A 13,703-nucleotide genomic window follows, 5' to 3' on the forward strand; every position below is an offset into this window, starting at 1 on the left:
ATGATATCAATTCAGCATCATGCTGAATGAAATCGACCTATCCCGCGCCGATCTCAATTTGCTGAAACTGTTCGAGGTGGTGCTCCAGGAGCGCCATGTCGGGAGAGCTGGCGACCGTCTCCGGCTATCTCCCTCGGCGATCAGCCACGGCCTGCGCAGGCTGCGCAAACTGCTCGACGATCCGCTCTTCCTGAAGACGCCGAAGGGCGTCGTGCCGACGCCGCGCGCGCTGGAGGTGGCCGAGCCTATCGCCAATATTTTGGCGCAGATCCGGCGAATGGTTGTGGCGGTCGAGCCTTTCCGTCCGGAGACGTCGAACCGGCGCTTCACCATCAGCGCCGCCGACGCGCTTTCGGCGGTGTTCCTGCCGCCACTTGTCGAGAAGCTGGCCACGGCCGCGCCCAATATCGATCTCACGGTGCTGCAAATGCTGCCCTATCGCAAGGGCGGGCCCATCGAGCGGACCTGGCGGCCGGTGCTTGCCGAGATCGACGCCGGCCTGGTGGATATCGCCGTTGCGCCGCTGGACGACGTGCCGACGCGCTTCACCCGGCGCGCTATGCTCAAGGAACGTTTCGTGATCGTGATGCACGCCGGTCATCCCTTTGCCGTGCAACCGACGCTAGAACGCTACTGCACTATGCGCCATTTGGTGGTCTCGTTCACCGGCGAGAGGAAGGGGCCGATCGACGAAACTCTGGAAGCGTGCGGCCTAGCGAGGCGTGTGGTGCTGACGGTGCCCAATTACACCATGGCGCTGGCAGCGGTCGCCGAGTCCGACCTCATCGCCGCCGTGCCGGCCGTGCTGGCGGCGAGGCAGGGTCCGCGCTTCGGCCTGGTCAGCGTCGACCTTCCGCTGAACACTGGCCACGTCCCGATCTGCGTTATCGCCCAGAAAGCGGTGATGACAGATGCCGGCCTGACGTGGATGTTTGAACAGGTCTGCGAGGCGGTCCAAACGCACTATGTCGATCCTCCCTCCCAACCGCCAGACGAGGCGCTTGCGTGAGGCAGGCGACCAAGTATCTAACAAAAGCGCCAACGGCTAAGCACCAAGCCGCAATTCTGATAGCCGCTATGCAGCTGGCCACGATTGCGACCTGGACCAGAATAGCTCGTTGAACGTCCCTCAAGAAACCCCGGCTCGGCACCGGGGTTTCGCTTCATGGAAAACAGACAGGCCTGCCGCCGTTCGGCTCAGCGGTCGGCTTCAATCGTCTGCGCAAGGCAGCACAGCGGCGGTCAGGCCATCTTTGCCATTATCTTGGCCATATCCGCCGCGTCGAACGCTCTCAATGTCTGAGTTCTGATGTTGCCTAGCGATGCGATCGATAAGGCTAGTGCGGTCGCAGCAATGTCGTCGTCGGCTTCAGCAATCGCCACAACATCATGTTGACCAAGCGTCCACAACAGGGTGTGAACCTTGATGCCGTTCTTGCTGGCCATCGCCTTGAAGGCCTCAGCACGTTTCTGAGTATCCTTTATGCTCTTGATACCTTGATCTGTGAAATTTGACAGCAATACGTAATAAGCCATTTGTTCCTCCCATGGTGGGAGCGGGCGGGCACTCACGGCGCGTCCGCCGTCTCCCGGAACTACGATAGCACGAGTCAGGTGCGCGAACCACTTGGGGCAAGGAAGGCCATGATCGCCGTTGGATGGTCGCTACCGCCCCTGGAAGTTTCTTCAGCGCGGCGCGGCGGTCAGCTCGGAGGGGCGTTCGAAGTTACGTCTTTCCTGCCATGGCAGGGCGAAGGTCCTTCGGAATGACCGGCCGAGCGTGGTAGCGGCCGTCGCGGAATAAGAAATACCGATTGGCTCCGGCCATGACGCTTGCAACCATTTGTTACGAATTTTGTAACGAGACAATGGACGCAATGCCTTGCAAATCAAGGGCTTCAATGATTTCAAGGAGATAAACTGGTGCTGCGAGAGAGGATTGAACTCTCGACCTCTCCCTTACCAAGGGAGTGCTCTACCACTGAGCTACCGCAGCCGCTGATGGCGGGGCTTCTGCCATATCGAACCGGCAAGCGCAAGGCATCTGTGAAAGGCTTTTGCCGGACAAGTTTCGCTGACATGGCGGCGCCACAATGCTAGCTATCCCCTTGAACGGCAAACCCTGCCAGTCGCGGGTGGGATGGAACGATGAACGACAAGACAATTCCACCGAAAAAGGCTGATCCGGCAAAAAAGGGCGGCACGGACCGCAAGGACCGGCTGGCCGAGCAGTTGCGCGCCAATCTCATGAAACGCAAGACGCAGGCGCGTTCGCGGCGCACCGGTGATGCCGACCAGCGGCCGGAAGGCCTGGCTGCTGCTGAAAAAATGCACAAGGACTGACCGAAAGCCGCCACAGTGGCTGGCCACCTTGGCCAAAGGGGCCAAGAAATCCTATTTCTTGAACCAAGCCGGCCAATGGTCTAGACGGGCCGATACTCAAACTGACGAAAACCGGCCTTTCGGGCCGAGGGGACATTCTCTCATGGATCGCATCAGAATTGTCGGCGGCAACAAGCTCGCCGGAAGCATTCCGATTTCGGGCGCGAAAAACGCAGCCCTGCCGCTGATGATCGCGTCGCTGCTCACCGACGACACGCTGACACTGGAAAACGTGCCGCATCTGGCCGATGTCGAGCAGCTGATCCGTATTCTCGGCAATCACGGCGTCGACTATTCGGTCAACGGCCGCCGCGAAAAGCAGAATGAGGGCTATTCGCGCACCATCAACTTCTCGGCCCGCAACATCGTCGACACGACCGCGCCTTACGAGCTGGTGTCGAAGATGCGGGCGTCGTTCTGGGTGATCGGCCCGCTTCTGGCCCGCATGGGCGAGGCCAAAGTGTCGCTGCCCGGCGGTTGCGCCATCGGCACGCGCCCGGTCGATCTGTTCCTCGAAGGCCTGCAGGCGCTGGGCGCCGACATCGATGTCGACACCGGCTATGTCCTGGCCAAGACCAGGAACGGCCGCCTTGTCGGCAACCGCTATATCTTCCCGAAAGTCTCGGTCGGCGCCACCCATGTGCTGATGATGGCGGCGGCGCTCGCCAAGGGCGAAACGGTGCTGGAAAACGCCGCCTGCGAGCCCGAAATCGTCAACCTCGCCGAATGCCTCAACGCCATGGGCGCCAAGATCTCCGGCGCCGGCACGCCGACCATCACAATTGACGGCGTCGAATCGCTGTCGGGCGCGCGCGTGCGCGTCATCCCCGATCGTATCGAGACCGGCACCTATGCCATGGCGGTGGCTATGACCGGCGGCGACGTGGTGCTGGAAGGTGCCCGCCCCGAGCTGCTGCAGACCGCGCTCGACGTGATCGCGCAGACCGGCGCCGAGATCACGCCGACCAATTCCGGCATCCGGGTTCGCCGCAACGGCGCCGGCATTTCGCCGGTCGACGTGACGACGGCGCCCTTCCCGGCTTTCCCGACCGATCTGCAGGCGCAGTTCATGGGCCTGATGACCATGGCCAAGGGCAAGTCGCGCATCACCGAGACCATTTTCGAAAACCGCTTCATGCACGTCCAGGAACTGGCACGGCTCGGCGCCCACATCACGCTTTCGGGCCAGACGGCGATCGTCGACGGCGTGTCGAAGCTGAAGGGCGCACCCGTGATGGCGACCGATCTGCGCGCCTCGGTGTCGCTGGTCATCGCCGGCCTCGCGGCCGAAGGTGAGACGACGGTCAACCGCGTCTACCATCTCGACCGCGGTTTTGAGCGGCTGGAAGAAAAGCTATCCAACTGCGGCGCGGTGATCGAGCGGATCTCGGCGTAAAGTTCGCGAGGTCGGCGCCGCCCCTCATCTGCCTGCCGGCATCTTCTCCCCGTATAGTGACGGGGAGAAGGGGCTGCCCGCAGTGTCGGCTCTCTTTCTGCAACACCAGATGTTAGCGAAATCCTTGGTGAAGGCGTCCTTCTCCCCGTCACTATACGGGGAGAAGTGCCCGGCAGGGCGATGAGGGGCAGCGCAAACCTGCAGCCATTGGCGCGGTTGCACGGATCGCCAAGACCGCCTAACAGAAGGCTGAAACCAACGTCAGGTGTGCATCCGGAATGGCAGCCCTCAAACTCATTGCGCTCGACGATCAGGATCTGAGCATTGTCTCGGCCCACGTCCAGGACGCCGTGATGAAGGTCTCTGATCTCGAATACCTGCCTTCGGCCAAGCGTTTCCTGCTGACCATGAACCGCTTCGTCTGGGAGGCCAAGTCCGCGCTGTTCAGCCAGCACAATGAGCGGCGCCAGGCGGTGCTGCATTTCGATCGCGTGCTCGGCGCCAAGACCAGCGGCATTGCCCGCGATCGGCCGGCCGAGGTGCTGTCGCTGCTGGCAATCAGCTTTGTCGAGATCAGCAAGCCAGCAGGCATTGTCGAGCTGGTCTTTTCCGGCGGCGGCGCCATCATGCTCGACGTCGAATGCATCGAGGCGCGGCTTGCCGATATAGGCGGCGCGTGGGAAGCCACCTCACGTCCGCTGCACAGGGGCTAAAGCGCAGCCGATGGCCATCACGCTCCGCCAGTCCGACGCCGGTTTCGAACAGCGTTTCGCCGCCTTCCTGACCACCAAGCGGGAAGTGTCGGAAGACGTCGACAATGCGGTGCGCGCCATCATCGCGCGGGTGCGTGCCGAGGGCGACGCAGCGCTGATCGATTACACACTGAAGTTTGACAAGGCTGACTTGAACAAACTCGGTATCGCCGTCTCGAGGGACGACATCGCTAAAGCCTACAAAGAAGCCGACCCGCAGACAGTCGAGGCGCTGAAGTTTGCCCGCGACCGCATCCGCGCCCATCACGAACGGCAAAAGCCCAGGGATGACCGCTATACCGATGCCGCCGGCGTCGAGCTGGGCTCGCGCTGGACGGCGATCGAGGCGGTCGGGCTCTATGTGCCCGGCGGCACGGCCAGCTATCCAAGCTCGGTGCTGATGAATGCCGTGCCGGCCAAGGTGGCCGGCGTCGAGCGCATCGTCATCGTCGTGCCGGCGCCGGGCGGCGTCATCAATCCGCTTGTGCTGGTGGCGGCCGACATGGCTGGCGTTTCAGAGATTTACCGCGTCGGTGGCGCGCAGGCGATCGCGGCCCTTGCCTATGGCACCGAAACAATAAAGCCGGTCGCCAAGATCGTCGGACCCGGCAACGCCTATGTCGCCGCCGCCAAGCGCCAGGTGTTCGGCACGGTCGGCATCGACATGATCGCCGGCCCGTCGGAAGTGCTGGTCGTCGCCGACGGCAGCAACGATCCCGACTGGATCGCCGCCGATCTTCTGGCGCAGGCCGAGCACGACGTGTCGGCGCAATCGATCCTGATCACCGACGATCCGGCCTTCGGCAAAGCCGTCGAGCAGGCGGTCGAGCGGCAGCTGCAGAGCCTGCCGCGCGCCGAAACGGCGGCTGCCAGCTGGCGCGATTTCGGCGCCGTGATCCTGGTGGAGACCATCGAGGCCTCGCTGCCGCTGGTCGACCGCATCGCCGCCGAACATGTCGAGCTTGCCATCGATGATGCCGAGGGTTTCCTGGCGAAAATGCGCAATGCAGGCGCCGTGTTTCTCGGCCGCCATACGCCCGAAGTCATCGGCGACTATGTCGGCGGCTCCAACCATGTGCTGCCGACGGCGCGCTCGGCGCGCTTCTCGTCGGGCCTGTCGGTGCTCGATTTCGTCAAGCGCACATCGATCCTGAAGCTCGGGCCGGAGCAGTTACGGGCGCTGGCGCCGGCGGCGATTGCGCTGGCCAAGGCGGAAGGCCTCGACGCGCATGGCCGCTCCGTCGCCATCCGGCTGAACATGTAGGCGGCCATGGCGGACGGCGATCCAACCCGCGCAAGACTGATCGACGTCGAACTCGACGAATCGATCGGCCGTTCGACGCCGGACGTCGAACATGAGCGCGCGGTGGCGATCTTCGACCTGATCGAGGAAAACAGCTTTCAGCCGGTCAATGATGACGGCGCCGGCCCCTACCGCTTGAAACTGTCGCTGGCCGAATCCCGGCTGGTGTTTGCGGTCGCCCGCGAGGACGGTGCGGCCGTCGTCACCCACATCCTGTCGCTGACGCCGCTCAGGCGCATCGTCAAGGACTACTATTTAATCTGCGAAAGCTATTACGACGCCATCCGCTCCTCGACGCCGAGCCATATCGAGGCGATCGACATGGGCCGGCGCGGTCTGCACAATGAGGGCTCGCAGACGCTGATGGACCGGCTTGCCGGCAAGATCGACATCGACTTCGACACGGCGCGACGGCTTTTCACGCTGGTCTGCGTGCTGCACTGGCGGGGTTAACCCTGGCCGCGCTGCCCCGCTCTATCCTGTTTTTGTGCGGCATGAACGCCGTGCGCTCGCCGATGGCCGAGCAGCTGGCGCGACGCATGCTGCCGCCGGCCACTTTCGTTGCCTCTGCCGGCTTGCACAGGGGCGAGCGCGATCCGTTTGTCGATGCGGTGCTGGCCGAAGAAGGCCTGACGCTGGGCGAGCGCCAGCCGAGAGCAATGGACGATCTCGAGGACGACTATTTCGACCTGATCGTCACGCTGGCGCCGGAAGCGCACCATGCGGCGCTCGAACTCACCCGCTCGCTTGCCGTCGACGTCGAATACTGGCCGATGCCGGACCCGACCGATGTCGGCGGCAGGCGCGAGCAGATCATGGCCAGCTACCGCGACGTGCGTGAGCGGCTGAAAACGCGGATTAGCCGACGTTTTTTGCTTCCAGAAGCAAAAAACGCGGCGGATTAAGCGTGTTCACAAGCGGACGATTATCATATAGGTTCCGCCGAAATTCCGGCCTGGGCGCTCCAGGACGCCGGAACTGCCATCCAAGCAAAGGTATCGAATGCCGAAGGAAGAAGTCCTCGAGTTTCCGGGTGTCGTGACGGAATTGTTGCCGAACGCGATGTTCCGGGTGAAGCTCGAAAACGAACACGAAATCATCGCCCATACGGCCGGCCGCATGCGCAAGAACCGCATCCGCGTGCTGACCGGCGACAAGGTCCTGGTCGAAATGACGCCCTATGACCTGACCAAGGGCCGCATCACCTACCGTTTCAAGTAACAGCCGGCTGTAACCAGAATGAGCATTTTGCAAAAGCTGGTGCTTGCTTCTGGTTCACCGCGTCGGATCGAGCTTTTGCAACAGGCCGGCATCGAGCCGGACCGCGTGCTGCCGGCCGATGTCGACGAAACGCCGCTGCGCGCCGAACATCCGCGCTCGCTGGCCAAACGTCTGTCGAAGGAAAAAGCCGAGAAGGCGCTGGCCTCGCTGAAGAGCGAGGAAGACTATGCGCCGGGCTTCGTGCTGGCCGCCGACACGGTGGTCGCTGTGGGGCGCCGCATCCTGCCCAAGGCCGAGACGCTGGATGACGCCGCCAATTGCCTTGGCCTCTTGTCCGGCCGTTCGCACCGGGTCTATTCCGGCATCTGCCTGATCACGCCGGGCGGCAAACTGCGCCAAAGGCTGGTTGAATCGAGGGTCCGCTTCAAGCGGCTGCCGCGCGAGGAGATCGACGCCTATGTCGCGTCGGGTGAATGGCGCGGCAAGGCCGGCGGCTACGCCGTGCAGGGTCTCGCCGGTTCCTTCGTCGTCAAGCTGGTCGGTTCCTACACCAACATCGTCGGCCTGCCGCTCTACGAGACGGTGGCACTGCTGTCTGGTGAAGGCTTCAAGGTCCACACCAACTGGCACACCGCGCGGCCATGAGCCTGGACGATAAGGTCACGCCGCTGCGCCCGAAGCGCCCCTGCCCCGAATGCGGCAAGCCATCGGCGCGCGAGACCTATCCCTTCTGCTCGAAGCGCTGCAAGGACATCGACCTCAACCGCTGGCTGAAGGGCGCCTATGTCATCACCGCAAGGGATGACGAGGACGAGAGCGACGAGCCGAAATAGGATTTAGGCGGCAGCGTTGCGGCCAACCCCCTTCGCTCCGTTCACGGGGGTGAGGCGTGGTCCGCGCAGCGGACGAAAAGCCAATTGCTTGGCTTTTCGAACGACGAACGCCCGAAGCGACAGCGAAGGGCACGTGCCGGCAGACGGATAAGGGGCGTCACCGACGTCGACAATTTCACTTTGCCGACCGGCGCAATTGCTGCTTTGCCGACGCCGGTCGAGCCCGGTCATGTATCTGCGACAATTGCCCCGGAAAATTGACCCTTGGGCGCTGGACAGGCCGGATTCCCGTGCTATAACCCACGCGCTTTCAAGGGGCGCCCAAGGCGCTTTCCTGAAATCCGGCCAACGATATCTCGTTTGCCGGCGAGGCCCAGATAGCTCAGTTGGTAGAGCAGCGGACTGAAAATCCGCGTGTCGGTGGTTCGAATCCGCCTCTGGGCACCATCTCTTTCCCTGAAGAAATCAAGTGCCTGACTTCGTACCGGCGGCTGCGCGTCTTCTTGAATTGGGGCCGCCGAGTGAGCCGATGTCCCTTCGCAACCGAGCTATGAACTTTCGGGTCGCACAGTCTCAACACCCAGCGAGCCGGTCGGAAGTGGCTGTAACAATTCGGCTTCCGGCTTCGTCAGATTGAGCCAGGCGGACCAATTCTCAGGCTGAAGAACCACGACCTGCCGATTGTGATAGGGCGCGATATCCGGTCCCGGCTCGGTCGTCAGCATGCTGAAGCTGGGCGGCTTGTTGCCGACGGCTTCACGCCAAAGCCCTGCGATGGCCATGAACGGAGAACCGTTTAGGATGAAGCGATGTTTCGCCTTCGGATACTTCGTGCCCGTGAATTCGAAGAAGGCGGATGCCGGAACGAGGCAGCGTTTGCTGCCGGCGAATTGCCGACCTTCGGAGCGGAAGTTGAACACGGGTCCGCCTTTTGGTCCGGCCGGTGGAAATCCGAACGTCATCGAGGCCAGTTCAACAACGCCGCCGGCGGCTCGCATGATCGGGGCCGGATCATTGATGTGGATGTCGTCCGCCTGCGGCAGGTCAAGTTCGGTTTGGTGGGTCGGGATCTCGAGTGCCAACGATTCCAGCATCCGGCAATACTCAGCCCAGAGAATATGCTGCTCGTAGTCGTTGCACATAAGAGGCTCCTGCCCCGGACTGTCCGTCTACGATACGGCAAACGAGGCAGCGATGAAAAGCAGCGGGCTAGGCGTCACGCTCAACCAGAATATCGGCCTCGATCGCCGCATTGACGAAGGCCGCGCGGGCATAGTGTGCCTCTTTCAACCCTTCGAGAACGCCAAGGCAGGCTTTGCGGGCGGCGACGTGATAGCGGCCCGTCTTCGCAGGCCAGCGGTTCATGAGGATGTCAGCGGCCTGAGCGACACGCTCCACCTTGTAGATCGTGTTTCTGGACCTGCCGAGCGCCACGCGAACCGGTTCATCGAAATGCTGGTCTTGCATGTTTTCCCTCCCGAACGCGGTCGCTAGTCAATTCGGGGGAGCCCGTTCGGTTCCACAGGGCGACTTACCAACGCAAGAAAATCCCGCGGCCGAAAATCACTTTGCGCGCATCGGCCAAATGGTGGATTTGATTTGCTTGGTGATCCCCTCTTCTTAGGGCAAACTGCCTGCCGGGGCTGCAGGAGGAGAAATGAGAGCACGCGCAGCTACGATCGGCGATCTCGAAGGTGTTTTCCGGGATCTGTCCACGCGGATGTCGGACGAGTATGTGGCCGCCGGCAAGGACAGCAAGGTCGCCTACGACAACCTGATGATGAACTTGAAGGAAGGCCGCGCCCACGCGCTGGTCGAGGGCGACAAGACGGTGGCGATCATCGCCTGGCATGAGAGCAGCGACGCCGCCGACACGCTGTTTGCCGCGCAGGAGGGGTTTTTCAACGCCGTGACGGTCCGCTTCTGCAGGCGCCACATCCGCCATATCCAGGCGCTCGCCGGCAACCTTCCGATCCGCTCGCGCAGTTGGCTGCAGCGGGCCGACGTCGCCAAATGGTTCCGCGTCATCGGTTATGTCGAAAGCGGCCAGGAGAACGGCGCCACTGTGTTCGAACTGCCGCCGGCGCGGGCAGCGCAATCGGTGCGTGCTGCATAGGGCTGTGCACTCACGGATGCAATCATAGAAAAGCCCACCGCCGAGAAGGCGATGGGCCGGTATGCGCCTGCGATGAGCTCAGATATCGGGCTGATCGAGCGCCTCGAAAATCACCCGTTCCAGCGAACCGAAATGCTCTTCGATCTCGCTGACCTCAAGTCCCAAATGCCGAGCATCCAGGGCAGCCCGCGCGGTCAGCGTTCGAGCCGTTGCCTTGTCGGCAGTCAGTTCGCCCGGCAGGTGCTCGTGTATCCAGCCTTGCAGAAAATCAACGTCGCGATCGCTCATCTGTTTATCCGTCTGTCATCCGCGGATTATTCACCCAAAATGACCCCGGAAGCGACAATCTGAGCTGTCGCGCTGGTGAGCCTTCCTCGCTTCACGAGTATCGGTTTTTCGTAGATTTTCTTCATACCAATGCCCTTCGCGACGGATCGCTCGTCAGCAACAACGTCTTTCGCGAGGCCGCGTTCCATGGTTGGCGCTGAACCCGACGCCCCTGGAGAACTCGGCTTCTGTCGAGAACATCTCTGTACCTTTCGCTCCGGCGAACCTTGATGTTTGCACTACGGCATGTTGCGCCACCATCGCGCCGCGTGGCATCTGTCGCTGCCGCTCATTTTGACGCAAAACAGGATTATGGCGCAGCCGCCCAATATTACCCGACAACCGGCCCCGGGAGCAGGCGTCAGCCTGAACCGGGCGCTTTCCAAGCTCGGCCTGTGCTCGCGCAAGCAGGCCGAACTGCTGATCGCCGAGGGGCGCGTGCGGGTCGGCAGCAAGGTGGTGCGCGATCCGTCGCTGCGCGTCGATCTCAGCCGCGACCGCATCACCGTCGACGGCGAGCACGTCGTTGCCGGGGCAAAGATATATCTGATGGTCAACAAGCCGCGCGGGCTGGTCACCACCCGCGACGACCCGCAGGGGCGCGGCACCGTCTATGACTGCCTCATCGGGCTCGACCTGCCTTTCGTGTCGCCGGTCGGCCGCCTCGACAAGGCCAGCGAAGGCCTATTGCTGATGACCAACGACACGCGCTGGGCGAATGGCCTGCTCGATCCGGCGTCGCATGTCGACAAGACCTATCACGTGCAGATAGGGGCCGTGCCCGACGAGGCGATGCTGGCGCGGTTTCGTGAAGGCGTGGCCGTCGATGGCGAACTGCTGACCGCAAGCTCGATCGACGTGCTGCGCAGCGGCGGCCGCACCGCGTGGCTGGAGATCGTGCTCGATGAGGGCCGCAACCGCCAGATTCGCCGCCTGCTCGGTGCCTTCGATATCGAGGTGCTGAGGCTGGTTCGGGTGGCGATCGGCGGTCTGCTGCTCGGCGAACTCGCCAAGGGTCAGGCGCGGCATCTGACGGCAGAGGAGTTGGCGTTGCTCGCGACCTGAGAGCCACGGACGTGGTGATGTTGCGAAGGACTATTTCTGGTTCCACTTGCGGATGACCGGCTCGGTCAAATCGTGCTCGTAGCCGAGGATGCTGATGCTGGCGGTGTCGAGCACAAAGTGCGAGCCGCCCTCAGGCGGCAGGCCGAGCCAGCGCGCGGCCAGCACACGCAGGAAATGCGAGCTCGAAAACACCAGCACGCTGCCTTCGATGGCGCGCAGCCCGGCGATGATTGCGTCGGCCCTGGCGCCGACATCCGCCGCAGCCTCGCCGCCGGGGCAGCCGTCGCGAAACAATTGCCAGCCGGGGCGCTCAGCCAGAATTTCTTTTGTCTTCACGCCCTCATAAGCGCCATAGTCCCATTCCTGCAAATCATCCTTCTTGACGGCGGAAGCGCCGAAGCCGGCCAGCGTACAGGTGTTGAAGGCGCGCTGCGACGGGCTTGACCATACAGCCTTGAAGGACAGGCCCTTGAGCCGGTCGGCCACGCCGCGCGCGGCCGCCTCGCCCTTTGGTGTCAACGGTATGTCCGTGCGGCCGGTGTGTTTTCCCGAAGCGCTCCATTCGGTCTCGCCGTGACGGACCAGGTAGATCTCGGGAAACGCGTTGCTCATGCACGGGCCTTTCGGGTCTGGAAATCGCCCGCACCCTAGCCGGGAAGGCGTGGCCTGCACCAGCCACGCTGCACGCCGGCTCAGAAAGAAAAAAGCCGCAGCCGGCGAAACCGGCTGCGGCCTTGAGGTCGAACGCCTTGGGAGATCAGGCGGGCTGCAGATCGCCCGACAGCGCCAGGTCGGCTTCCTCGGACAATGTGCCGGCCATGGCGGCGGCGAACTTGGTCTGGTCAAGCTCACCTTCCCAGCGTGCAACGACGATAGTCGCGACCGCATTGCCGACGAAGTTGGTCAGCGCCCGGCACTCCGACATGAAACGGTCGACGCCGAGGATCAGCGCCATGCCGGCGACCGGCACTGTAGGCACCACCGAGAGCGTGGCGGCCAGCGTGATGAAGCCGGCGCCGGTGATGCCGGCGGCACCCTTGGAGCTCAGCATGGCGACGAGCAGCAGCAGGATCTGGTCGCCATAGGTGAGCGGCGTGTCGGTCGCCTGGGCGATGAACAGCGCCGCCAGCGTCATATAGATGTTGGTGCCGTCGAGGTTGAAGGAATAGCCGGTCGGGATGACCAGGCCGACCACCGAGCGGTTGCAGCCGGCGCGCTCCATCTTGGCCATCAGGCCGGGAAGAGCGGCTTCCGAAGACGAGGTGCCAAGCACCAGCAGCAGCTCTTCCTTGATGTAGCGGATCAGCGCCAGGATCGAGAAGCCGTTGTACCATGCGACAGCACCGAGCACGACCAGCACAAAGAGCAGCGACGTCAGGTAGAAGGTGCCGATCAGAAAGGCGAGGTTGGCGATCGCGCCGATGCCGTATTTGCCGACGGTGAAGGCCATGGCGCCGAAAGCACCGATGGGGGCGGCCTTCATCAGGATGGCGACGAGGCGGAAGATCGGCGAGGTCAGCGCCTGCAGGAAATCGACGACCGGGCGGCCGCGCTCGCCGACCAGAGCGAGAGAGATACCGAACAACACCGAGAAGAACAGCACCTGCAGGATGTCGCCCTGCGCGAAGGCGCCGGTGATGGTGTCGGGGATGATGTTGAGGAGGAAGCCGACGATGGTCGTGTCATGCGCCTTCTCGGTGAAGGTCGCGACCTTCGAGGGATCGAGCGTCGCTGCATTGATGTGCATGCCGGCGCCCGGCTGGACGACGTTGGAGACGACCAGGCCGACGACCAGCGCCAGCGTCGAGAAGACCAGGAAATAGATCATCGCCTTGCCGGCGACGCGGCCGACCTTTTTCAGGTCGGAGACTCCGGCAATGCCGGTGGTCACCGTCAGGAAGATGACCGGCGCGATCACCATCTTGACCAGCTTGATGAAAGCATCGCCGAGCGGCTTCAGCGAAGCACCGAGTTCGGGATAGAAATGACCGAGCAGGACACCGGCGGCGATCGCCGTCAGCACCTGTACGTAAAGATGCCGGTAGAAAGGTACCTTGCCGCGCGGTTCGGCGGCAGCGAAAGCTGGCTGCATGACGTCCTCCATGGCGCCCCGATCGAAAGCTCGACCTCCCGGGGCAGTTGTTTTGACCTCCGCAGCCTCGCGACTGCTGAATGGATCTTTGCAACTGCCGTGCCAATCTGCATGGCGCGGCCGTGCGCTTTGATTTTATTGACTATTTTGGAGAACCAAACGCTGGGTTAGCCTGAGGAGAAGTGCGGACATCCGCATGAGCGAATTGTGCTTTGT

At 62.7% G+C, this 13,703-nt stretch carries 18 protein-coding genes and 2 tRNA genes; 13 read left to right on the forward strand and 7 right to left on the reverse strand.

Annotated elements, in window-relative coordinates:
* The first annotated feature begins 19 nt into the window (after window positions 1-19).
* The gene (locus AC1D1B_RS25045; protein WP_477335347.1) at window positions 20-1,009 is read left to right on the forward strand and encodes a LysR family transcriptional regulator; all 990 of its coding nucleotides are present in this window, start codon (window positions 20-22) and stop codon (window positions 1,007-1,009) included.
* Between the two features lie 233 nt (window positions 1,010-1,242).
* On the opposite strand, the gene AC1D1B_RS25050 is transcribed toward AC1D1B_RS25045, so the two are convergent.
* On the reverse strand, window positions 1,243-1,536 hold the full coding sequence (locus tag AC1D1B_RS25050) for a GYD domain-containing protein (RefSeq protein WP_142869763.1): 294 nt from the start codon (window positions 1,534-1,536) through the stop codon (window positions 1,243-1,245).
* Window positions 1,537-1,921: 385 nt separating this feature from the next.
* Window positions 1,922-1,996 (reverse strand) — tRNA-Thr (locus AC1D1B_RS25055).
* A 152-nt stretch (window positions 1,997-2,148) separates the two neighbouring features.
* On the opposite strand from AC1D1B_RS25055, the gene AC1D1B_RS25060 reads away from it, so the two are divergent.
* The 10 genes from AC1D1B_RS25060 (at window position 2,149) to AC1D1B_RS25105 (ending at window position 8,334) form a co-directional block, all read left to right on the forward strand.
* A complete protein-coding gene (locus tag AC1D1B_RS25060; RefSeq protein WP_477279646.1) occupies window positions 2,149-2,343 on the forward strand; it encodes a hypothetical protein in 195 nt (64 codons plus the stop codon).
* A 142-nt stretch (window positions 2,344-2,485) separates the two neighbouring features.
* Complete coding sequence (gene murA / locus AC1D1B_RS25065; RefSeq protein WP_477335349.1) at window positions 2,486-3,778, forward strand: UDP-N-acetylglucosamine 1-carboxyvinyltransferase; 1,293 nt, start codon at window positions 2,486-2,488, stop codon at window positions 3,776-3,778.
* Window positions 3,779-4,056: 278 nt separating this feature from the next.
* Window positions 4,057-4,491, forward strand: a complete 435-nt coding sequence (locus AC1D1B_RS25070) for a DUF2948 family protein (protein ID WP_477335351.1) — start codon at window positions 4,057-4,059, stop codon at window positions 4,489-4,491.
* Window positions 4,492-4,501: 10 nt separating this feature from the next.
* Window positions 4,502-5,794 carry a histidinol dehydrogenase gene (gene hisD / locus AC1D1B_RS25075; protein WP_477335353.1) on the forward strand — a complete coding sequence of 431 codons (1,293 nt, stop codon included), beginning with the start codon at window positions 4,502-4,504 and terminating at the stop codon, window positions 5,792-5,794.
* 6 nt (window positions 5,795-5,800) lie between these two features.
* Complete coding sequence (locus AC1D1B_RS25080; RefSeq protein ID WP_436258270.1) at window positions 5,801-6,286, forward strand: UPF0262 family protein; 486 nt, start codon at window positions 5,801-5,803, stop codon at window positions 6,284-6,286.
* The gene (locus AC1D1B_RS25085) at window positions 6,274-6,738 is read left to right on the forward strand and encodes an arsenate-mycothiol transferase ArsC (RefSeq protein WP_477335424.1); all 465 of its coding nucleotides are present in this window, start codon (window positions 6,274-6,276) and stop codon (window positions 6,736-6,738) included. Before AC1D1B_RS25080 ends, AC1D1B_RS25085 begins: the two co-directional genes overlap by 13 nt.
* Window positions 6,739-6,835: 97 nt before the next feature.
* Window positions 6,836-7,054, forward strand: a complete 219-nt coding sequence (infA, locus tag AC1D1B_RS25090; RefSeq protein WP_006200926.1) for a translation initiation factor IF-1 — start codon at window positions 6,836-6,838, stop codon at window positions 7,052-7,054.
* An 18-nt stretch (window positions 7,055-7,072) separates the two neighbouring features.
* Window positions 7,073-7,699, forward strand: a complete 627-nt coding sequence (locus AC1D1B_RS25095) for a Maf-like protein (RefSeq protein WP_477335355.1) — start codon at window positions 7,073-7,075, stop codon at window positions 7,697-7,699.
* The gene (gene yacG / locus AC1D1B_RS25100) at window positions 7,696-7,887 is read left to right on the forward strand and encodes a DNA gyrase inhibitor YacG (RefSeq protein ID WP_023669280.1); all 192 of its coding nucleotides are present in this window, start codon (window positions 7,696-7,698) and stop codon (window positions 7,885-7,887) included. The genes AC1D1B_RS25095 and yacG overlap by 4 nt, the downstream gene beginning before the upstream one ends.
* A 371-nt stretch (window positions 7,888-8,258) precedes the next feature.
* Window positions 8,259-8,334 (forward strand) — tRNA-Phe (locus AC1D1B_RS25105).
* Between the two features lie 101 nt (window positions 8,335-8,435).
* Here AC1D1B_RS25105 and AC1D1B_RS25110 read toward each other — a convergent pair.
* Window positions 8,436-9,029, reverse strand: a complete 594-nt coding sequence (locus tag AC1D1B_RS25110; RefSeq protein WP_477335357.1) for an SOS response-associated peptidase — start codon at window positions 9,027-9,029, stop codon at window positions 8,436-8,438.
* A 67-nt stretch (window positions 9,030-9,096) separates the two neighbouring features.
* Window positions 9,097-9,354 (reverse strand): DUF982 domain-containing protein, encoded by a 258-nt coding sequence (locus tag AC1D1B_RS25115; RefSeq protein ID WP_477335359.1) that lies wholly within the window; start codon window positions 9,352-9,354, stop codon window positions 9,097-9,099.
* A 190-nt stretch (window positions 9,355-9,544) separates the two neighbouring features.
* On the opposite strand from AC1D1B_RS25115, the gene AC1D1B_RS25120 reads away from it, so the two are divergent.
* Complete coding sequence (locus tag AC1D1B_RS25120; protein WP_477335361.1) at window positions 9,545-10,003, forward strand: hypothetical protein; 459 nt, start codon at window positions 9,545-9,547, stop codon at window positions 10,001-10,003.
* 78 nt (window positions 10,004-10,081) lie between these two features.
* Here AC1D1B_RS25120 and AC1D1B_RS25125 read toward each other — a convergent pair whose 3' ends face one another.
* Window positions 10,082-10,291, reverse strand: coding sequence for a hypothetical protein (locus AC1D1B_RS25125; RefSeq protein WP_477335363.1), 210 nt, complete (start codon window positions 10,289-10,291; stop codon window positions 10,082-10,084).
* A gap of 351 nt (window positions 10,292-10,642) precedes the next feature.
* Between AC1D1B_RS25125 and AC1D1B_RS25130 the strand changes: the two genes are divergently transcribed.
* A complete protein-coding gene (locus AC1D1B_RS25130; RefSeq protein WP_477335426.1) occupies window positions 10,643-11,395 on the forward strand; it encodes a pseudouridine synthase in 753 nt (250 codons plus the stop codon).
* Window positions 11,396-11,425: 30 nt separating this feature from the next.
* Here the strand turns inward: AC1D1B_RS25130 and AC1D1B_RS25135 are convergent, their stop codons facing one another.
* A complete protein-coding gene (locus AC1D1B_RS25135; protein WP_477335365.1) occupies window positions 11,426-12,007 on the reverse strand; it encodes a histidine phosphatase family protein in 582 nt (193 codons plus the stop codon).
* Window positions 12,008-12,152: 145 nt separating this feature from the next.
* A complete protein-coding gene (locus tag AC1D1B_RS25140) occupies window positions 12,153-13,487 on the reverse strand; it encodes a dicarboxylate/amino acid:cation symporter (protein ID WP_477335367.1) in 1,335 nt (444 codons plus the stop codon).
* Window positions 13,488-13,703: the final 216 nt, after the last annotated feature.

Source organism: Mesorhizobium sp. P2_C5_2 (genome assembly GCF_056404535.1).